The organism is Streptomyces sp. NPDC031379 (genome assembly GCF_055569615.1).
Genome location: NZ_JBVIIT010000001.1, coordinates 423,344 through 443,853, shown reverse-complemented (window position 1 = coordinate 443,853; position 20,510 = coordinate 423,344). Strand labels below are relative to the sequence as shown.

The window sequence follows — 20,510 nt, the reverse complement described above, 5'->3', positions numbered from 1 at the left end:
GGAAGAACCGTCGAGTCCCGTCCGGTCCCGGCGGCTCGCACCTGTCTTGACCCTCGACCCCACAGGGGACGCGCATGACCTCAAGTTCCGATGTGATCGAAGAAGCCCGTAAGGCCACCGACACACTCCCTCCCTCCGCCACACTGGGCGGCGAGCAGAAGCGTTCGATCGAGCAGATCACGCTGCTCCTGTTCATCACCGTGCCGTTCCTGGCACTGGTGGCGGCCGTGCCGCTGGCCTGGGGCTGGGGGGTGAGCTGGCTCGACCTGGGCCTGCTGGTCTTCTTCTACTTCCTCGGGTGCCACGGCATCACCATCGGCTTCCACCGGTACTTCACGCATGGTTCGTTCAAGGCCAAACGGCCCCTGCGGATCGCGTTGGCGATCATGGGGTCGATGGCGGTCGAGGGGCCCCTGGTGCGCTGGGTGGCCGACCACCGCAAGCACCACAAGTTCTCCGACGCCGAGGGCGACCCGCACTCGCCGTGGCGGTTCGGCGAGACGGTCCCCGCGCTGATGAAGGGCCTGTGGTGGGCCCACATCGGATGGATGTTCGACGAGGAGCAGACCCCGCAGGAGAAGTACGCGCCGGACCTGATCAAGGACACGGCGATCCGGACGATCTCCCGCCAGTTCGTGCTGTGGACGGCCCTCTCGCTGCTGCTGCCGCCGCTGATCGGCGGTCTGGTGACGATGTCCTGGTGGGGCGCGTTCACCGCGTTCTTCTGGGGTTCACTCGTGCGGGTGGCGCTGCTGCACCATGTGACGTGGTCGATCAACTCGATCTGTCACGCGGTCGGCAAGCGGCCGTTCAAGTCGCGGGACCGCTCGGGCAACGTGTGGTGGCTGGCGGTCCTGTCCTGCGGCGAGTCCTGGCACAACCTGCACCACGCCGACCCGACGTCGGCCCGGCACGGGGTGATGCGCGGCCAGATCGACTCCTCCGCGCGTTTCATCCGCTGGTTCGAGCTGCTCGGCTGGGCGTACGACGTGCGCTGGCCGTCACGCTCGCGTATCGATTCGCGCCGTAACACCGACCAGGGCGGCTCCCGGCGCCGGAAGGAGGCCGCTGAAGCGGCATGATTGACGCCGTGGCGACCGATTCCAGCAGCAATTCCGGCAATGACAAGCAGCGACGGACCCGCCGGACCCGTATGACCGGTGCCGAGCGTCGCCAGCAGTTGCTGGAGATCGGTCGCACCCTTTTCGCTGCGAAGGGATTCGAGGGCACCTCGGTGGAGGAGATCGCGGCGAAGGCCGGGGTGTCCAAGCCGGTGGTGTACGAGCACTTCGGCGGCAAGGAGGGCCTGTACGCGGTCGTCGTGGACCGCGAGATGCGGCGCCTGCTGGACATGGTGACCGGTTCGCTGACGGCCGGCCACCCCCGTGAGCTGTGCGAACAGGCCGCGTTCGCACTGCTGGACTACATCGAGGAGTACACGGACGGTTTCCGCATCCTGGTCCGTGACTCGCCCATCCCCCAGTCCACGGGTTCCTTCGCCTCGCTGATCTCGGACATCGCCACCCAGGTGGAGGACATCCTGGGCCGCGAGTTCAAGAGCCGGGGCTTCGACCCGAAGCTGGCGCCCCTGTACGCCCAGGCGCTGGTCGGCATGGTCGCCCTGACCGGCCAGTGGTGGCTGGACGTGCGCCGCCCGAAGAAGGCCGAGGTGGCGGCCCATCTGGTGAACCTGGCGTGGCACGGCCTCGACGGTCTGGAGCAGAAGCCGCGGCTGATAGGGCACCGGAAGGCGTAGGGCCGCTGTCACCTGGGCTGGAGGAACTCCAGCCGGTTGCCGACGGGGTCCTCGGAGTAGAAACGCCGGTGGCCGGGGAGGCGGTCGTCCCAGGTGACCGGTGCCGCGTGAGCCGCCAGCCGGGCCGCGTAGGCGTCGATGTCCGTCACCCGCAGCCCCGGGTGGGCCTTGCGCGCCGGCCGGAAATCCTCGTCGATGCCCAGGTGGAGCTGGACGTAGCCCGCCTCGAACCAGCAGCCGCCGCGCGCCGCGAGCGCCGGCGGCTTGGGGATCTCGGTCATGCCGAGCACACCCGCGTAGTACGAATGCAGCCGCTGCTCCGACCCGGGCGGGGCCGCCGGCTGGACGTGGTCGACGGCGACCAGCACGCTCACGCCTCCCTCACGGCCACGGCGAACAGCCGGCGGAACGGCAGGACCGTGCCGTAGGGGGCGCTCGGGTACGCCTCGCGGAGGAGGTCCCGGTATTCGGCGAGGAACGCCTCCCGTGCCTCGGGGTCGTCGGCGAGCGCGGTCAGGGCGGGCCGCAGACCGGTGCCCTTCACCCAGTCGAGGACCGGGTCCTCGCCGTCCAGGACGTGGAGGTACGTCGTCTGCCACACGTCGGTCGCGCAGCCGAGCCGGGCCAGCCGGTCCAGATAGGCGCCGGGGGTGTGCACGGAGTCCGTGCGGCGCAGGACGTCGGCGAGCCGGGACTTCCAGCGGGGGGTGGCGGCGAGGTCGCGCATCAGGGCGTGCAGCGGGGCGTCGATGTTGTCGGGGACCTGGAAGGCGAAGGTGCCACCGGGTTTCAAGGCGGCGATCCAGTCGGCGAAGCGGTCGGCGTGTCCCGGTACCCACTGCAGTGTGGCGTTGGAGACGATCAGGTCGCAGGGTTCCCCGGGCGTCCAGGTGCGGGCGTCGGCGTGGGCGAAGTCGAGGCGGCCGCCGCCGGGTGTGGGGCCCGCGTGCTCGACGTGGGCCCGGTCGAGCATCTCGGGCGAGTTGTCGTAGCCGGTGACATGGGCGGCGGGCCAGCGTTCGGCGACCCGGACGGTGGCGTTGCCGGGGCCGCAGCCGAGGTCGGCGATGCGGGGGTGCCCGGCGGGGGGTTGCGTCGGGAGGGCGGGGACGCGGGCGAGGAGGTCGGCGAAGGGACGGGCCCGGTGACCGGCGTGCCGGAGGTACTGGGCGGGGTCCCAGGTGGGGTTCGTCATGTCTCCCACTCTCCTCCCTTTTATCTCGATGTCAAGAGACTTGATGTCAAGAGACTTCATGTCGACACAACCACTACACTGATCTCCATGGAGGACGAGGTCGATCGGCTGGTCGCAGCGTGGCGCCGGGAGCGTCCGGACCTCGACGTGGAGCCGCTGGAAGTGCTCAGCCGGGTGAGCCGACTCGCCCGGCACCTGGACCGCGCGCGCCGGCTCGCCTTCGCCGAGCATCAGCTGGAGCCCTGGGAGTTCGACGTGCTGACCGCACTGCGGCGCGCGGGCACTCCGTACCAGCTCTCCCCCGGACAGTTGCTGACGCAGACCCTGGTCACCTCGGGCACGATGACCAACCGGATCGACCGGCTCGCGAAGAAGGGCCTGGTGGAGCGGCTGCCCGATCCGAGCGACCGGCGTGGCGTGCTGGTCCGGCTGACCGAGACGGGCCGGGACCGCGCGGACCAGGCGCTGGCGGGCCTGCTGGACCAGGAGCGGGCGATCCTCGCCGAGCTGTCCCGCGCCCAGCGCGCGGAACTGGCCGGGCTGCTACGCCAGTTGACCGCCCCGTTCGACAACATTCCGGGCTAGGTCGACCGGCCCGACCCCGGCCCGCCGGGCGAGCGCCACGGCGGCCAGGGTGGAGTGGACACCCAGTTTGCCCAGGACGTTCTGCATGTGGGTGCGCACGGTGTGCGGGGAGAGGAACAGCCGCTCGGCGACCGCCTTGCGGCCCAGTCCGGCGACCATGCAGCGCAGCACCTCCCGCTCGCGCGGGGTCAGGGACTGCACCAGCCGTTCGCTCTCGGTCCGGTGCTTGCGCGCGGCCGTCAGCTCCTTGAGCACGCCGGTGAGCAGCGCGGGCGGCAGATGGGTCTCGTCGCGCAGCACTCCGCGGATCACCGTCAGCAGCCGCGACAGCGAGCAGTCCTTGGCGACCCAGCCCGAGGCACCGGCCTGCAGGGCGAGCGCCGCGCGGCGCGGGTCGTCCTTCTCGGCCAGGACGACGATCCGCACGGCGGGCTGGGCGGCCCGGACCCCGGTGACGAGCGAGATCCCGTCGACCAGGCCGTCCTCGTCGCCCTCCTGCACGGGTACCGCCGGGCGGGTCCCGGGCAGGCTGCCGCCCAGGTCGGCGTCGGCCAGCAGGACGTCGTAGCGACGGCCCTCGGCGGCGGCGCGCTCCAGACAGCGCAGCGCGGCCGGGCCGCTGCCGGCGGCGAAGACGTCGACGTCGGGCTCGGCGGCCAGGGCGGCGGCGAGCGACTCGGCGAAGATGCGGTGGTCGTCCACGACCAGGACTCGGATACGAACCACGAAACCCCCTTCCCCAGGCTCCGCATGGAGCAGGGGATACCCAAGGTCCGGAAAGGCCCGGCGAGCGCCGGTCCGGAAAAGCCCGAAAAGGCCCGGAGAACGACGACCCGCGCGGGTACGACACCCAGCGGAAAGGAAGCCCACCGCACGGCCGCCGCCGTCGCGGGAACTGTTACCCCCACCGCGGGCGCCGTACCCGCCTGTCTCGCCCCCTGATCAGCACCGGCCCCCACCGGTGCTGTTCCTCAGAGTACGGATGGGAGCGGGCAGCGGAAGGCGATTTGCAGAACTGGCCGTCCGGCACGTTCTTGGTGTGCCGCGTGTTTCGTACTGAGGCGGAAGTCGACAGAGAAGTGCCCGACCGGGGAACTGGTGCGCTCAGTCCAGCCGTCGCGCTCCCGCCGAAGGAACCGCCTCGAAGGTGCGCGGCGTCGTGAAGCCGGCCGCGGCGAAGGCCTCTTCGACCGCCTTGGTGAGGGTGTCCACGTCGGTGGCCTCCGCCAGGACGATCGCCGAACCGCCGAAGCCGCCGCCGGTCATCCGGGCGCCCAGAGCGCCGTTCGCCAGCGCCGTGTCGACGACCAGGTCCAGCTCCGGGCAGGAGATGCGGAAGTCGTCGCGCAGCGAGGCGTGGCCCTCGGTGAGGACGGGGCCGATGGCCCGGGTCTCGCCGGACCGCAGGAGGCCGACGACGCGCTCGACCCGGTGGTCCTCCGTCACCACGTGGCGGACCAGCCGGACGACCTCCTCCTCGTCGCCGAGGCGGGCGAGGGCCTCGTCCAGGCCGGCGTACGGGACGTCCCGCAGGGCGTCGACGCCGAGCAGGGCCGCGCCCTTCTCGCAGCCGGCCCGGCGCTTGCCGTACTCGCCGCCGCTGTGGGCGTGCTTGACCTGGGTGTCGACCACCAGCAGGCGCAGTCCCTCGGCCGCGAGGTCGAAGGGGATCTGCCGCTGGGACAGGTCCCGGGTGTCGAGGAACAGGGCGTGCCCGGCCTCGCAGCACGCGGACGCCGTCTGGTCCATGATGCCGGTCGGCGCGCCGACGTAGACGTTCTCGGCGCGCTGGCACAGCCGGGCCAGCTGCCAGCGCTGGAGGCCGAGGCCGTACAGGTCGTTCAGCGCGAGCGCGATGACGACCTCCAGGGCCGCCGAGGAGGACAGGCCCGCGCCCGTCGGCACGGTGGAGGACAGATGGATGTCCGCGCCGGTGACCTCGTGGCCCGCCTCGCGCAGCGCCCAGACCACGCCCGCCGGGTACGCCGTCCACTGCCGGTCGCTCTCCGGGGCGAGCGCGTCGAGCGCCAGCTCCGCGATGCCGCCCTCGACGTCCGCCGAGTGCAGGCGCACCACCCCGTCGGCCCGGCGGGAGACGGCCGCCGTCACCTGGTGCGGCAGCGCGAACGGCATGACGAAGCCGTCGTTGTAGTCGGTGTGTTCGCCGATCAGGTTGACCCGGCCCGGCGCCGCCCACACGCCTTCCGGCGCCGTCCCGTACAGCTCGGCGAAGCGCTCCGCGACCTGCTGTGCCCCCACTAGTGCTCCCTTGTGATGTGCTGCGCGAACTCCCACGCGTCCGCGACGATCCCCGCGAGGTCCGCGCGGGACGGGTTCCAGCCCAGTTTCTCGCGGGCGGTGTCCGCGGAGGCGACCAGGACCGCGGGGTCGCCGCCCCGGCGCGGCGCGATCACCTCCGGGATCGGGTGGCCGGTGACCTCGCGGACGGTCTCGATGACCTCGCGGACGGAGAAGCCGCTGCCGTTGCCGAGGTTGCAGATCAGGTGCTCGCCCGGCCGGGCCGCCGTCAGGGCCAGCAGGTGGGCCTCGGCGAGGTCCGCGACGTGGATGTAGTCGCGCACGCAGGTGCCGTCGGCGGTCGCGTAGTCGTCGCCGTAGACGGAGATCGCGTCGCGGCGGCCCTGGGCGACCTGGAGGACGAGCGGGATGAGGTGCGACTCGGGGTCGTGGCGCTCGCCGTACGCGCCGTAGGCGCCGGCCACGTTGAAGTAGCGCAGGGACACCGCGGCCAGGCCGTGGGCGTGCGCCTCGCCGGTGATCATGTGGTCGACGGCGAGCTTGGAGGCGCCGTAGGGGCTGGTCGGCCGGGTCGGGGCGGTCTCCACGATCGGGACCTGCTCCGGCTCGCCGTACGTCGCCGCCGTGGAGGAGAAGACGAGCTTGCGGACGCCCGCCTCGCGCATCGCGCCGAGCAGGGCCAGGCTGCCGGCGACGTTGTTGTCCCAGTACTTCTCCGGCTTCACCACCGACTCGCCGACCTGTGAGAACGCGGCGAAGTGCAGCACACCGTCGTAGGAGGCGTCGAGCCACTTGGCGGCGTCGCGGATGTCGCCCTCGACGAAGGCCGCCCCGGCGGGCACGCCGTCGCGGAAGCCGGTGGAGAGGTTGTCGAGGACGGTGACCTCGTGGCCGGCCTCCAGCAGGTGCTGGGCCACGACGCTGCCGACATAACCCGCGCCACCCGTCACCAGGTACTTCATGAACTCGCTACCTCTCGCAGTCGCTCGGCCGCGCGCTCCGGCGGCACGTCGTTGATGAACACGCTCATGCCGGATTCGGAACCCGCGAGAAACTTCAGCTTGCCGGAAGTGCGGCGGATGGTGAAAAGCTCGAGGTGGAGCGCGAAGTCGTCGCGCGTGACACCGTCGAACTCCTCCAGCGCGCCGAACGGGGCCTGGTGCCAGGCCGCGATGTACGGCGTCGGAGGCTCACCCTCGCCGAAGATCCGGTCGAAGCGCCTCAAGAGTTCCAGATAGATCTGGGGGAATTCTGTGCGTGCCGCCTCGTCGAGCGCGAGCAGATCCGGGACCCGCCGCTTGGGGTACAGGTGGACCTCGTACGGCCAGTGCGCCGCGTACGGGACGAAGGCCGCCCAGTGTTCACCCTCAAGGACGACCCGCTCCCCGGCGAGTTCCCGCTCCAGCACCGCGTCGAACAGGTTCTCCCCGCCGGTGGCCTCCTTGTGGGCGGCGAGCGAGCGGAGCATCAGCGCGGTGCGGGGCGTGGTGAACGGGTAGGCGTAGATCTGACCGTGCGGGTGACCGAGGGTTACGCCGATCTCCTCACCCCGGTTCTCGAAACAGAACACCTGCTCGACGGAGGGCAGATGCGACAGCTCCGATGTGCGGTCCGTCCACGCGTCCAGCACCAGCCGGGCCTGCTCCTCGGTGAGGGCGGCGAAGGAGGCGTCGTGGTCGGAGGTGAAGCAGACGACCTCGCAGCGGCCGGAGTCGCCGGCGAGGGACGGGAAGCGGTTCTCGAAGACGACGACGTCGTACGAGGAGTCCGGGATCTCGCTCAGCCGCTCGCCCCGGGTCGGGCACAGGGGGCACTCGTCGGCGGGCGGATGGTAGGTGCGGCCCTGGCGGTGCGAGGCGATGGCGACCGCGTCGCCGAGCAGCGGATCGCGGCGCACCTCGGACGTGGTGATCGTGACGTCCAGGGGGCGGCGGTCGACCGCGTCCCGCACGGTGTCGTCCCGAAGGTCGTAGTAGATCAGCTCACGACCGTCGGCCAGCCGTGTCGAGGTCTTCTTCAACGCTGGACTCCTCTACGCCCCACACCCAATCACTCAACACAACCAAACATAACAGACCACAACTCGACAACACCGAGGACCATCACGATCAAACAAAGAACACCAACAGAAGTGTTCAATTTCTGAACACGGCGGCGTAGGTTCCGCTTGGATCAGTTCGCGCAACGAAGCGAGTTCTCATGCAAACCCCCACAGAAGCCCCCACCTACCTGGCGGCGGAGCTACAGCTCCCCACCAACTGGCTGGACTACACGATCCTGGCGATCTACTTCGTCGTCGTCCTCGGCATCGGCTTCGCCGCCCGCCGCTCGGTCAAGACCAGCCTCGACTTCTTCCTCTCCGGACGCTCGCTGCCCGCCTGGATCACCGGCCTGGCCTTCGTCTCCGCGAACCTGGCCGCCACCGAGATCCTCGGCATGGCCGCGAACAGCGCCCAGTACGGCGCCTACACCGTGCACTGGTACTGGATCGGCGCCATCCCGGCCATGGTCTTCCTGGGCCTGGTGATGATGCCCTTCTACTACGGCAGCAAGGTCCGCTCGGTCCCCGAGTTCCTGCTGCTGCGCTTCGACCGGGGCGCCCACCTGCTCAGTTCGATCCTGTTCGCGTTCGCCGCCGTCCTGATCGCGGGCGTCAACCTCTACGCCCTCGCGATCGTCGTCGAGGCCCTGCTCGGCTGGCCGCAGTGGGTGGCCATCGTGGTGGCCGGCGCCTTCGTGCTCGCGTACATCACGCTCGGCGGCCTGTCCTCGGCGATCTACAACGAGGTGCTGCAGTTCTTCGTGATCCTCGCCGCCCTCATCCCGATCACCGTCCTCGGCCTGAAGAAGGTCGGCGGCTGGGGCGGCCTGACCGACAAGCTCACCGCGCAGCACGGGCCCGACTTCGTCACCGCGTGGGGCGGCACCGGCATCGGCAGCGCCAACCCGCTGGGCGCGAACTGGCTGACCATCGTCCTCGGCCTGGGCTTCGTGCTGTCCTTCGGCTACTGGACCACCAACTTCGCCGAGGTGCAGCGCGCCCTGTCCGCGAAGAACCTCTCGGCCGGGCAGCGCACCCCGCTGATCGCCGCCTACCCGAAGATCTTCATCGTCTTCCTGGTGATGATCCCGGGCCTGGTCGTCGCCGCGCTCATCCCGCAGTTCGGCACCCCCGCCTCCGGCTACCAGTACAACGACGCCATCCCCTACCTGATGCAGGAGCTGCTGCCCAACGGCGTGCTCGGCATCGCCGTCACCGGACTGCTGGCCGCCTTCATGGCGGGCATGGCCGCGAACGTGTCGTCCTTCAACACGGTGTTCACCAACGACATCTGGGCCAAGTACGTGGTCCGCGGCCGCGAGGACGAGTACTACGTCCGCTTCGGCCGCCTGATCACCGCGGTCGGTGTCTGCGCGTCGGTCGGCACGGCGTTCCTGGCGTCCTCGTTCTCGAACATCATGAGCTACCTGCAGACGCTGTTCTCCTTCTTCAACGTGCCGATGTTCGTGGTCTTCATCGTCGGCATGTTCTGGAAGCGCGCGTCCGCCAAGTCCGGCTTCTGGGGCCTGCTCGCCGGCACCGTGACCGCGATGGTCAACTACTTCGTCCTCTACAAGAGGGGGATCATCTCCATCCCCTCCGACCAGGGCGCCAACTTCGTCTCCGCCATCGCCGGCTTCGTCGCCGGCGCGGTCGTCATGTTCGCCGTGTCCCTGTTCACCCGCCCGAAGCCGGCGCAGGAGCTGCAGGGCCTGGTCTACGGCACCAGCTCCCCCGGCATGGCCGAACCGCCCGCCAAGGGCGACGACGCCTGGTACCGCAAGCCCGCCCTGCTGGGCTGGGGCGCGATCGTCCTGGCCGCCGCCTGCTACATCCCGTTCTCGTTCTGACCGCGGGAGGATGAGGAAACCATGACCGAGCACTCCGACCGCCACCACGAGCGCTTCCACTACTCCGAGGACGACGTCCAGCGGGAAGTCACCGAACTCGAGAGCAAGTCCGCGACCGCCGCCCGGATCTTCGACCTGCGCCGCATCATCGGCGGCCTGTTCGTGGTCTACGGCGTCATCGTCACGATCACCGGCATCACCGACTCCCAGGCCGCGATCGACAAGGCCGAGGGCGTCAACATCAACCTCTGGACCGGGATCGGCATGCTGCTGCTGGGGATCTTCTTCCTGGCCTGGCTGAAGCTCCGGCCCACTCCTCCGCCGCTTCCCCCGGAGGGACTGCCGGAGGAGAAGGAGTAGGCGCCGGGCGCCTGTGCGGGCCGGAGCCGGTCACGGCTCCGGCCCCAGCTCGCCGCGCAGGGCGCCCGCCCGCTCCAGCAGCCCCGTCCGCGCCGCCAGTGCCGCCGCCTCCAGCCGCGACCCGACGCCCAGCTTCATCAGCACCCGCTGCACATGCGTCCGCGCGGTGCTCGGCGCGATCCCCATCCCCGCCGCGATCAGCCGCGTGTCCTCCCCGTCGGCCACGCGCACCAGCACCTCCACCTCCCGCGGCGTGAGCATCTCCAGCAGCCGCTGCGCCTCGTCGTCGGGCTGCGCGGCCGGATTGAGCAGCTCCCCGAACGCCCCCTGCAGCAGCTGCGGAGCCACCGCCGCCTCCCCCGCGCGGGCCTTCATGATGGCCCGCTCGACCCCCTCGATCCGCTCGTCGTGCCGCACGTACCCCGACGCGCCCGCCGCGAAGGCCGCCGCGATGCCCCGCGGGGACGGCACCGGGCCCAGCACCAGCATCGCCACCTGCGGCCGCTCCCGTTTGATCTTCACCACCGGGTCGAAGACCCCGGGTTCGGCCGGTGTCGCCGTACCGAGCAGGCACACCTCCGGCGCCCGCGCGATCACCAGGTCCGCCGCGCCCGCGGCCGGTGCCGCCGCCGCGAGCACCCGGTGCCCGCGCAGTTTCAGCGCCGACGCCAGCGCCTCCGCGAGCAGGCGATGGTCGTCGACGACCATGAGCCGCACTCCCATAGAGCAACCCCCCAGTCCCCCCCATGGATGCCCCACTATGGACGCCCACCGGTCCCCAAGGACAGAGGGCCCCCCGGCACCCCGCCCTTCATGCCCCCGGAAGCTACACGCTTGTTCGACGTCGCGCTGCCCCTATTGATGAGAAGTGCCCCGGATCGATGAAATCCGGGGCACTTCTCGGTAAGTCACCCATTCGGGCGAGGCGGACGGTACCGCCGACGGGCCGTCAGCTGTCCGTGCCGAAGCCCATCACCAGGTACTCCTTGCCGTACGTCGAGTCCGTCTTGTGGGCGAACACGGCCGACATGTAGAGGCGGCCCTGCGCGTAGAGGATCTCCGCGTACTCCGGCAGCAGACCGGTCTCCGCGTCCCGCGTGTTCTTCGCGGAGGGGTTCACCAGCAGCTTGGTCTCCTTGAAGCTGCCGCCGTCGATGCTGACGATCTGGCCGCCCTTGTCGTACGGCGGCCGCTTGTAGGCGAGCAGGTTGCCGCCGTCCATGCGCAGCGGGGACAGCTCGTAGCCGTCACCGGCCTCGGCGCGCTGGCCGGTCTGCTTGCCGGTGCTGAGATCGAAGGCGATGATCTCGTTGGTCTTGCTGTACGACGCGCCCTTGCCGTCGTGGTCCTCGGTCGGCAGGTACAGCCTGCCGTTGCCGGCGACGATCTGCTTGCAGCCCTCGATCCGGGTGATGCCGTCGCAGCGGCCCCCGTAGGTGTCACCGGGTGCGGAGATGCGGGTGAGCAGCTTGCCGGTCTTGCTGTCGATGGAGAAGTAGTCCGAGACGCCGCTGCCGTCGCCCGCGCTGTCGCCGACGTCGGCCGCCACCACCAGCGGGTCGGTGGAGACGACGGCGGCGTACTCGACACCCGCGGGCATCTTGTACTCGGAGATCACCTTCCCCGACTTGGGGTCGATGTTCTGGATGTGCAGCTGCCGGTTGTCGTACTCGCCGCACTTGCGCACCGCGACCAGGTTGGCGCCGCCGCCGTAGCCGGCGTCGTAGCAGGTGTCGTCCGGCTTCGGCTGCCACAGCAGCGCGCCGGAGTCGATGTCGAACGCGGCGCCGCCACTGCTGCTGCCGACCGCGACGGTGTGCTGGGCGACCGTCACGTTCTGCAGGCTGACCGCGTAGTCACCGGACTTGACCGTCTTCGTCCACAGCTTCTTGCCCGCGTCGAGGTCGATCGCGGCGATCTGGCTGCAGCCCGCGGAGGAGTTCTTCGTGGGCATCTTCGGCTGGAACGTGATCGCCGTCTTGTTGTCCGAGGTGACGTGGCCACTGGCCGCGCACACCGGGCCGGGCAGCTTGACCGTCCACAGCTTGGTGCCCTTGGCGGGGTCGTAGCCGACGATCTCGGCGATGCCGCTCTTGGCGTACACCTTGTCCGTCAGCCACGAACCCGAGGTGACGACCGTGTCGTCCGTCTGGGGCATCGGGACCTGGAGCAGCACGCGGGAGGCGGGGTCGGCCGGCACCTTCTCCTTGCCGCCGCCGGACGTGCCGCCGGTCCCGCCGGTCCCGCCGGTCCCGTTCTTGCCGCCGGTGCCGCCGCTGGAGGAGGCGGTGTCGTGCTTCTTGCCGTCGTCCCCGGAGGACTTGGCGTACCAGATGCCGCCGCCGACGATCAGCGCGATGGCGACGACGGCCGCCACGACGATGAACAGCACGGTGTTGTTGCGGCCGCCGCTCTGCCCCGGCTGGGGCTGCATCGGCACGGTCGGCGGCTGGCCCGGGTAGCCGTACCCCGGCTGCGCGGCCTGCATGGGCTGGGTCGGCTGCGCGTAGGGGTTCGGCGGCTGGGCGCCGTAGCCCGGGGGCTGCTGGCCGTAGGCCGGGGGCTGTGTGGCGTACGGGTTCTGCTGCGCGCCGGGATAGCCGTAGCCGGGCTGGGGCTGCGGCGGCTGGGGGGCCGGGGCGGCCTGCGGGTAGCCGTAACCGGGCTGCGGCGCCTGCGCGGGCGGGCCGGCCGGGGGCGCCGGCGGCGTGGCCGCGGGCGTGGGCGGAGGCGTGGGCGGGGCGGCGGGCGCCGGGGGCTGGCCCTGGGGCGGGGTGTGCGGGCTCGGAGGGCCGAAGCCGCCCTGCTGCGGGGGCTGGTTCGGCGGCGGAGGGGGCGGCTGGGTCATGGGAGCGGGTACCTCGGTGAAAGCTGCGGGCCGTACGGCGGACGGGACTCGGGACTCTGTGCGAAGGGACGTGCGCCGGGCTCAGTCGCCGAAGGCCATCATCAGCTTCTCCTTGGCGTCGTCGCGGCCGGACAGCCGGCCGGCGGAGATGTAGAACCGCCCGTCGACCCAGTCGACGACACCGTCGTAGAAGGTGTCCTCGATGTCGGCGGTGCCCTGCGGGTTCTGCAGCAGGCGGGTGCTCTTGTGCGAGGAGCCGGTGATCGGGATCGACACCACCTGGCCGCCCGCGTCGTACGACGGCTGCACGTACGCGATGAGCTTGCCGCCCTCGACCTTCACCGGGGCCATCGGCTCGTCCGCCGGGGACTTGGCCCGCCACTTCGCCTTGCCGTCGGCGAGGCTGATCGCGACGATCTCGTTGGCGCTGCTGAGGGCGTCCGTGGGCAGGTAGAGCGTGTCGGCGTCGACCGCGACACCCTGGCAGCCCTGCAGATCGCGTTCGAGGATCGCCCAGCCGCAGCGGGGGGCGAACTTCTCGTTGACCTTGACCTCGGAACGGAACTTGCCGCTCTTGGTGAAGGTGGAGATGTTCCAGGCCTTCTTGTCCTGGTTGGTCAGGTAGACCACGAGCGGGTCGACGGAGTACGTCCGGGCCACCCGCCAGCCCTTCTTGACCGGCTGCGTCCACCGCGTCCTGCCGGTGGCCGGGTCGAGTTCCTGGATCTCGTCGTGCTCGTTGTCCGTACCGGCGGCGCAGGACGCCACCTGGATCAGCCGGCCGGTGCCGCCCGCGAACGCGGTCGGGAAGCAGGCCGAGCCGTACTTCTTCTTGTCGTAGAGCTTCTTGCCGCTGTCGATGTCGTACGCCGTGCCCGACTGCGAACGGCCCACCATCAGCGTCTTGCCGCTCACGGCCAGCTCGACGTTGAGCGCGCTGTCGAACAGCCCGCCGTCGGCGACCTCGCCGTGCCAGCCCTTCGCACCCGTCTCCAGGTCGATCTGCTGGAGCTGGTTGCACTTGGCACGGTCGCCCGAGCCGTTCATGTACGCCACGACGATCTTGCCGTCGGACGACTGCTGCGAGGTGGCCGCGCAGATCTTCTGCGGGAAGTCGATCGGGCCCCAGGCGGCCTGGCCGTCGGCCGCGCCGTAGGCGAAGACCTGCTTGTACGCCGCCTTCACCGCGGTCGTGCCGGTGATCCACATGCCGGGGGCGTCGGCACCGGAACCCGGGGCGTCCGGGGCCGGCTTGTACCAGAGCACCTTCGCCTCGCCGGCCTGCCGGCCCTCGTTGAGGTTCTCGGGGTCCTCGCCGCCGGTACCGCTCCCGGAGGCGGTCGGCGTCGGGGAGCCGGAGGCCTTGGGGTCGTCGCTCTGCTGGGCGACGGGCTTCTTCTTGCCGCCGTCGTCGTCGCCGGTGACCGCGTACACGGTGCCGCCGATGACGAGCAGTGCGGCGACCGCGGCGCCGATCATCAGCGCCGGCTTCGTCCTGGAAGCCGGCTTGCCCCCGGGGGGTGTACCGGGCGCGCCCGGGTACGGCGGCTGCTGCGCGTACCCGTAACCGGGCTGCGGTGCCGCCCCGTAGGGGCCGGGCTGCTGCGGCTGCTGCGGGTAGCCGTAGGGGCCCGGGGTGCCGGGCGCGGCGGGAGCGCCGTAGGGGCCGGGCTGCTGGGGGTAGCCGTAGCCGGGCTGGGGCTGCGGGGGGCCGGCGGGCGGCTGGGGCGGGCCGGCGGGCGGCGGGGGCGTCTGGGGCGCGCCGAAACCGCCCTGGGCCGGGGGCGTCTGCGGGGCGCCGAATCCACCGCCCTGGGCCGGAGGCGGCTGCGGAGCGCCGAATCCGCCGCCCTGCGGCGGCTGATCCTGCGGCGGCTGGTCCTGCGGCGCTCCGAAGCCGCCCTGCGGCGGCTGGTTGGGCGGCTGAGTCATCAGCGCTCTTCCCCCTCGTTCACTGATTTTTAGCCACGCCCTGAGGTTCGTGATGGACCCAAGGTCGTATTCAGACAGTTCTCAGACGGCTCTTTCTATCACCCGGCACCGACAACGCACGGATCCGCGTCCGCCGCTGTTCCCAAGGGAGAACCCGCCCGTGATACCGCCGTTACGCGCCTTCACGCCCCCTTCACGCGGCGCACGCGCCCCCTGCGTGAGAGGCGGGAAAGGTCAGGCGTCCTCCGCCAGTTCCAGCCAGCGCAGCTCCAGTTCCTCGCGCTCTGCGGCGAGGTCCCGCAGCTGGGCGTCCAGTTCGGCGACCTTCGCGAAGTCGGTGGCGTGCTCGGCGATCTGGGCGTGCAGCTTGGACTCCTTCTCGGAGACCTTGTCCAACTGCCGCTCGATCTTCTGGAGTTCCTTCTTGGCGGCACGCTGGTCGGCGGCGCTCTTCTCGGCGACGGCCGGCTTGGGCGCCGCGGCGGTGGCCTGCGCGGCGACCGCCTCCTCCATGCGTTGCCGCCGCTCCAGGTACTCGTCGATGCCGCGCGGCAGCATCCGCAGCGTGCCGTCGCCGAGGAGGGCGAAGACCCGGTCGGTGGTGCGCTCCACGAAGAACCGGTCGTGGGAGATGACGATCATCGAGCCGGGCCAGCCGTCGAGGAGGTCCTCGAGCTGGGTGAGGGTCTCGATGTCGAGGTCGTTGGTGGGCTCGTCGAGGAAGAGGACGTTGGGCTCGTCCATGAGGAGGCGCAGCAGCTGCAGCCTCCGCCGCTCACCACCGGAGAGGTCCCCCACCGGCGTCCACTGCTTCTCCTTGTTGAAGCCGAACGTCTCGCACAGCTGACCGGCGGTCATCTCGCGCCCCTTGCCGAGGTCGACGCGCTCGCGGACCCGCTGCACCGCCTCCAGGACCCGCAGGGCGGGGTCGAGTTCGGCGACCTCCTGGGAGAGGTAGGCGAGTTTGACGGTCTTTCCGACGGCGACGCGCCCGCCCACGGGCTGCGTCTCGCCCTCCGTGCGTGCCGCTTCGGCCATGGCGCGCAGCAGGGAGGTCTTGCCGGCGCCGTTGACGCCGACGAGACCGATCCGGTCACCGGGCCCGAGCTGCCAGGTGACGTGCTTGAGCAGCACCTTCGGACCGGCCTGCACGGTGACGTCTTCCAGGTCGAAGACGGTCTTGCCCAGCCGCGAGGAGGCGAACTTCATCAGCTCGCTGCTGTCCCGGGGCGGCGGCACGTCGGCGATCAGCTCGTTGGCGGCCTCCACCCGGAAGCGGGGCTTGGAGGTCCGGGCGGGCGCGCCGCGCCGCAGCCAGGCCAGCTCCTTGCGGACGAGGTTCTGCCGCTTGGTCTCCTCGGTGGCCGCGATCCGTTCGCGTTCCGCGCGCGCGAAGACGTAGTCGGAGTAGCCGCCCTCGTACTCGTACACGTCGCCGCGCTGCACGTCCCACATGCGGGTGCAGACCTGGTCGAGGAACCACCGGTCGTGCGTCACGCACACCAGCGCCGAGCGGCGGTTCCGCAGGTGCTGCGCGAGCCAGGCGATGCCCTCGACGTCGAGGTGGTTGGTGGGCTCGTCGAGGACGATCAGGTCCTGCTCCTCGATGAGCAGCTTGGCCAGCGCGATGCGGCGCCGCTCGCCACCGGACAGCGGCCCGATGACGGTGTCGAGTCCCTTGGGGAAGCCGGGCAGGTCCAGCCCGCCGAACAGCCCGGTCAGGACGTCCCTGACCTTGGCGTTGCCCGCCCACTCGTGGTCGGCCATGTCGCCGATGACCTCGTGCCGGACGGTGGCGGCGGGGTCGAGGGAGTCGTGCTGGGTGAGCACGCCGAGGCGCAGCCCGCCGGAGTGGGTGACCCGCCCGGTGTCGGCCTCCTCCAGCTTGGCGAGCATCCGGATGAGGGTGGTCTTGCCGTCGCCGTTGCGTCCGACGACCCCGATCCGGTCCCCTTCCTGCACACCGAGCGAGACGCCGTCCAGCAGGGCACGGGTGCCGTACACCTTGCTGACGTTCTCGACATTGACCAGGTTGACGGCCATTTCACTCCTGTGCGCGGGGGTCGGTCAGCCTTCTAGCCTAGGCCCTGGTGCGGTGCGGGCGGAGCGCGAGGGGATGGTCACTTCTTGTGATGACCCGACCGTCGTCGACCGGTTCCGGGCCCCCTCAGAGCACGGTCGCCCCCGGCACCGGCCCCGCCGCGGTCCGCACCGTCCTGCACGTCCCCGACGCCCGCAGCGCCTGCGCCACCTTCTGCGCCGCCTCGGCATCGCGCGCGAGGAACGCCGTGGTCGGCCCCGACCCGGAGACCAGCGCGGTGAGCGCGCCCGCCCCTCGCCCGGCGTCCAGCGTGTCGGCCAACTCCGGGAACAGGGACAGGGCCGCGGGCTGAAGGTCGTTGGAGACGGCCGCCGCCAGCGCGCCCGGGTCCCCCTTCGCCAGCGCCTCCAGCAGCTCCGCCGAGGCCACCGGCTCCGGAATCTCCCGCCCCTGCGCCAGCCGGTCGAACTCCCGGAAGACGGCCGGGGTGGACAGCCCCCGTTCGGCCATCGCGAACACCCAGTGGAAGGTCCCGCCGACCTCCAGCGCCGTCAGCCGCTCGCCCCGCCCGACGCCCAGGGCCGCCCCGCCCACCAGGCTGAACGGCACATCGCTGCCCAGCTCGGCGCAGATGGCGAGGAGTTCGGCCCGTGAGGCACCCGCGCCCCACAGCGCGTTGCAGGCGAGCAGCGCCCCGGCGCCGTCGGCGCTGCCGCCCGCCATGCCGCCGGCGACCGGGATGTCCTTGGCGATGTGGATGTGCACGGCAGGTTCGATGCCCCGCCGCGCGGCGAGCGCGATCGCGGCGCGCGCGGCGAGATTGGTGCGGTCCAGGGGGACCTGGTCGGCGTCGGGGCCCTCGCAGGTGACGCGCAGTTCGGCGGCCGGGGTGACGGTGACCTCGTCGTGGAGGCCGACGGCGAGGAAGACGTTGGCGAGGTCGTGGAAGCCGTCGGGGCGGGCGGCGCCGACCGCGAGCTGGACGTTGACCTTGGCGGGGACACGGACCGTGACGCTCACTGCTGACCGGGCTCCTTGATGTGCGGGCGTTGTCGACGGGCTCGGCGGTGCCGGGCGCTGTCCGGCACCGGCCGGCGCTACTCGGCCTGCCGGGCGTTCTCGGCGATGCGGGCGAACTCCTCGACCGTCAGCGACTCTCCCCGCGCCTGCGGGGAGACACCGGCCGCGACCAGGGCCGCCTCCGCAGCCGCGGCCGACCCGGCCCAGCCGGCGAGCGCCGCGCGCAGGGTCTTGCGGCGCTGCGCGAACGCCGCGTCGATCACCGCGAAGACCTGCTTCCTGGAGGCCGTCGTCTTGATCGGCTCGGTCCGCCGGACGAGGGAGACCAGGCCGCTGTCGACGTTCGGCGCGGGCCAGAAGACGTTGCGGCCGATGGCCCCGGCCCGCTTCACCTCCGCGTACCAGTTGGCCTTGACCGACGGCACGCCGTACACCTTGGAGCCCGGTGCGGCCGCGAGCCGGTCGGCGACCTCGGACTGCACCATCACCAGCGTCCGCTCGATGCCGGGGAAGGTTTCGAGCATGTGCAGCAGCACCGGCACGGCGACGTTGTACGGCAGGTTCGCCACCAGGGCGGTCGGCGCGGGGCCGGGCAGCTCGGTGACGTGCATCGCGTCGGAGTGGACCAGCGCGAACCGGTCGGCGCGCTCCGGCATGCGCGCGGCGATGGTCGCGGGCAGTGCGGTGGCCAGCACGTCGTCGATCTCGACGGCGGTGACCCGGTCGGCGACCTCCAGCAGCGCGAGGGTCAGGGAGCCGAGTCCCGGGCCGACCTCGACGACCACGTCGTCGGGGCGGACGTCGGCGGTCCGGACGATACGGCGCACCGTGTTGGCGTCGATCACGAAGTTCTGGCCGCGCTGCTTGGTGGGACGGACACCGAGCGCTGCCGCCAGCTCACGGATGTCGGCCGGGCCGAGGAGGGCGTCGGGGGTGGGGCTGCTCACGGGACAAGGGTACGGGGAGGTCCGGGACCGGCAGTGCCAGGTGCCCGCCACCCGCGGTGAGCCACGAAGCCGACGGCACCGCGGCGCCGTGGAGACGCGGGACCACCCCGCACGCACGCGGGTCGCCGCGCCCCCGCGGCGGTCCGGGATCAGCCGTGCAATCGGCCCCCGCAGTGCGGCCAGGGGGTCGCCCCGCGCCGGACGTACAGCTTCTTCGCGCGGAACGTCTGTTCCTCCGCCGAGGCGTCCTGCGGACGTCCGCTTCCGCCGAGGCTGCGCCAGGTACGCGTGTCGAACTGGTAGAGCCCGCCGTAGGTCCCGGAGGGGTCGACCGCGTGCGGCCGGCCGCCGGACTCGCAGGCGGCCAGAGCGCGCCAGTTCAGGTGGTCGGCGTCCTTCACCGAGGGCGGCAGCGGCTTGGTGCCCACCCTCACCACCTGCTTGCGCGGCACGCGCACCACCTCGGACTTCTCGCGGCGCGGCTTCTGCTGGACCCCGTTGACGGTGCGCAGGAGGTAGCTGGTCCGGCGCAGTCCGGGCTGGCCGGGCTCCGTGACGACCTCGGTGCCCTTGAAGAGGGACGGGTCCGCGGTCCGCTCGGTCTCGTACGGGATCAGTTCCTCGCGGATCTCCCGGATGCCGCTCACCCGCAGCACGGTCACCGTCTGCCCGTCGCGCGGGAAGCTGTCGGGCGGGACGGAGGTGGTGTCCTGGCCGCGCAGGGTGATCCCGGCCTCCTCGACCGCCTCGCGGACGGTGGCCGCGTTGGTGCGGACGGTGCGGGTCCGGCCGTCCGCCATGATCGTCACCGCGCGCTCGGTCCGCACGTCGAGGGCGAGCCCGGCGCGTCCGATGCTCCGGGAGCGCGAGGTGGACAGGTGCGCGCCCTGCGCGCGCACGCCCAGCTCGTCCAGCGCCCCTTCCACCGTGCGCGCCGTCGTCCAGACCTCGCGCCGCCGGCCGTCCAGCGTGAGCCGCACGGGGCGCCCGTAGCGCACGGCGACCTCGTCGCCGCTGGCGAGCGCCCTGCCGGGGGCGGGCGCGATCATGTCGTGGGCACCCACGCGCACTCCCTCCTCGGTGAGCAGTTCACCGACGTCGTCGGCGAAGGTGTGCAGGGTGCGCTGCCTGCCGTCGACGCTCAGCTCGATCGCCTTGTCCTTGGCGACGAACGCGGTGGTGCCGCCGGCCAGGAAGACCACGACCAGCGCCTGCGGCAGCAGTCGGCGCACCGCGGACTCCGGGCGCTCGGCACCGCGCCCCTTGCGCCGGCGCGCGGCACGCCCGGTCGCGTGGGCACGTGCGGCAGGCTCGGGGACCGTCACGGCGGCGGCGTATGCGTCCTGGTCGTGCGCGCCGGCCGCGTGCGCGTCGCCCTCGCGCGGGCTCTCGGCGGACGGGCCCCGCTCACGCGCGCCGCCGGGGTGCGCCTCGTGTTCGAGCGCCTCCTCGTCCGGCACGCTCCCGCCCTGCCGCGGAAGCACCGGCTCGCTCACGAGCGTGGGCGCCGGTGGACGCGCCGCCGCCTCGTACGCGGGCCGGTAGGTGTCCTCGTACGGCACCGGGTCCGCCAGCGTCGTCGCGTCGTGCACGCCGGGCCACGCGCCGCCGGGCAGGCCGGGCGGCGGGGTGTAGGGGCCGTACGCCTCATAGGTCTCGTACTGCGGGTTGCTCAC

General features: G+C 71.6%; 18 protein-coding genes. 5 read left to right on the top strand and 13 right to left on the bottom strand.

Features of this window, described 5'->3' with window-relative positions:
- The first annotated feature begins 74 nt into the window (after positions 1–74).
- Positions 75–1,082, top strand: coding sequence for an acyl-CoA desaturase (locus tag ACZ5CW_RS02115; protein ID WP_468597530.1), 1,008 nt, complete (start codon positions 75–77; stop codon positions 1,080–1,082).
- On the top strand, positions 1,079–1,756 hold the full coding sequence (locus ACZ5CW_RS02110; protein ID WP_468597528.1) for a TetR family transcriptional regulator: 678 nt from the start codon (positions 1,079–1,081) through the stop codon (positions 1,754–1,756). The genes ACZ5CW_RS02115 and ACZ5CW_RS02110 overlap by 4 nt, the downstream gene beginning before the upstream one ends.
- An 8-nt stretch (positions 1,757–1,764) precedes the next feature.
- On the opposite strand, the gene ACZ5CW_RS02105 is transcribed toward ACZ5CW_RS02110, so the two are convergent.
- Positions 1,765–2,124, bottom strand: a complete 360-nt coding sequence (locus ACZ5CW_RS02105; protein WP_468597758.1) for a VOC family protein — start codon at positions 2,122–2,124, stop codon at positions 1,765–1,767.
- A 2-nt stretch (positions 2,125–2,126) separates the two neighbouring features.
- Complete coding sequence (locus ACZ5CW_RS02100; RefSeq protein ID WP_468597526.1) at positions 2,127–2,951, bottom strand: trans-aconitate 2-methyltransferase; 825 nt, start codon at positions 2,949–2,951, stop codon at positions 2,127–2,129.
- A gap of 87 nt (positions 2,952–3,038) precedes the next feature.
- Here ACZ5CW_RS02100 and tamR point away from each other — a divergent pair, with 87 nt between their 5' ends.
- Positions 3,039–3,536 (top strand): MarR family transcriptional regulator TamR, encoded by a 498-nt coding sequence (tamR, locus tag ACZ5CW_RS02095; RefSeq protein WP_393739010.1) that lies wholly within the window; start codon positions 3,039–3,041, stop codon positions 3,534–3,536.
- Here tamR and ACZ5CW_RS02090 read toward each other — a convergent pair.
- From ACZ5CW_RS02090 to galT, 4 genes are all read right to left on the bottom strand, one after another.
- Positions 3,495–4,262: a LuxR C-terminal-related transcriptional regulator gene (locus tag ACZ5CW_RS02090; protein ID WP_468597523.1), complete on the bottom strand. Its 768-nt coding sequence runs from the start codon at positions 4,260–4,262 to the stop codon at positions 3,495–3,497. The genes tamR and ACZ5CW_RS02090 overlap by 42 nt on opposite strands.
- Before the next feature lie 378 nt (positions 4,263–4,640).
- Positions 4,641–5,795, bottom strand: coding sequence for a galactokinase (gene galK, locus ACZ5CW_RS02085; protein ID WP_468597521.1), 1,155 nt, complete (start codon positions 5,793–5,795; stop codon positions 4,641–4,643).
- Positions 5,795–6,757, bottom strand: a complete 963-nt coding sequence (galE, locus tag ACZ5CW_RS02080; RefSeq protein WP_468597519.1) for a UDP-glucose 4-epimerase GalE — start codon at positions 6,755–6,757, stop codon at positions 5,795–5,797. The genes galK and galE overlap by 1 nt, the downstream gene beginning before the upstream one ends.
- Positions 6,754–7,815 (bottom strand): galactose-1-phosphate uridylyltransferase, encoded by a 1,062-nt coding sequence (gene galT, locus ACZ5CW_RS02075; RefSeq protein WP_468597517.1) that lies wholly within the window; start codon positions 7,813–7,815, stop codon positions 6,754–6,756. Before galT ends, galE begins: the two co-directional genes overlap by 4 nt.
- Positions 7,816–7,994: 179 nt before the next feature.
- Here galT and ACZ5CW_RS02070 point away from each other — a divergent pair, with 179 nt between their 5' ends.
- Together ACZ5CW_RS02070 and ACZ5CW_RS02065 are read left to right on the top strand one after the other, a co-directional pair.
- Complete coding sequence (locus ACZ5CW_RS02070; protein ID WP_468597515.1) at positions 7,995–9,686, top strand: sodium:solute symporter family protein; 1,692 nt, start codon at positions 7,995–7,997, stop codon at positions 9,684–9,686.
- Positions 9,687–9,707: 21 nt separating this feature from the next.
- A complete protein-coding gene (locus ACZ5CW_RS02065; protein WP_468597513.1) occupies positions 9,708–10,046 on the top strand; it encodes a hypothetical protein in 339 nt (112 codons plus the stop codon).
- A 30-nt stretch (positions 10,047–10,076) separates the two neighbouring features.
- On the opposite strand, the gene ACZ5CW_RS02060 is transcribed toward ACZ5CW_RS02065, so the two are convergent.
- The 7 genes from ACZ5CW_RS02060 to ACZ5CW_RS02030 form a co-directional block, all read right to left on the bottom strand.
- Positions 10,077–10,769, bottom strand: a complete 693-nt coding sequence (locus tag ACZ5CW_RS02060; protein WP_468597511.1) for a helix-turn-helix transcriptional regulator — start codon at positions 10,767–10,769, stop codon at positions 10,077–10,079.
- A 226-nt stretch (positions 10,770–10,995) separates the two neighbouring features.
- Positions 10,996–12,894, bottom strand: a complete 1,899-nt coding sequence (locus ACZ5CW_RS02055; protein WP_468597509.1) for an outer membrane protein assembly factor BamB family protein — start codon at positions 12,892–12,894, stop codon at positions 10,996–10,998.
- A gap of 81 nt (positions 12,895–12,975) precedes the next feature.
- Positions 12,976–14,826 (bottom strand): outer membrane protein assembly factor BamB family protein, encoded by a 1,851-nt coding sequence (locus ACZ5CW_RS02050; protein ID WP_468597508.1) that lies wholly within the window; start codon positions 14,824–14,826, stop codon positions 12,976–12,978.
- Between the two features lie 234 nt (positions 14,827–15,060).
- Entirely contained in the window at positions 15,061–16,869 is a 1,809-nt protein-coding gene (locus tag ACZ5CW_RS02045) for an ABC-F family ATP-binding cassette domain-containing protein (protein WP_468597506.1), read from the bottom strand.
- Positions 16,870–16,993: 124 nt separating this feature from the next.
- Entirely contained in the window at positions 16,994–17,887 is an 894-nt protein-coding gene (locus ACZ5CW_RS02040; protein ID WP_468597505.1) for a 4-(cytidine 5'-diphospho)-2-C-methyl-D-erythritol kinase, read from the bottom strand.
- 77 nt (positions 17,888–17,964) lie between these two features.
- Entirely contained in the window at positions 17,965–18,834 is an 870-nt protein-coding gene (gene rsmA, locus ACZ5CW_RS02035; RefSeq protein WP_468597503.1) for a 16S rRNA (adenine(1518)-N(6)/adenine(1519)-N(6))-dimethyltransferase RsmA, read from the bottom strand.
- Between the two features lie 149 nt (positions 18,835–18,983).
- Positions 18,984–20,510 (bottom strand): ubiquitin-like domain-containing protein, encoded by a 1,527-nt coding sequence (locus ACZ5CW_RS02030; protein ID WP_468597501.1) that lies wholly within the window; start codon positions 20,508–20,510, stop codon positions 18,984–18,986.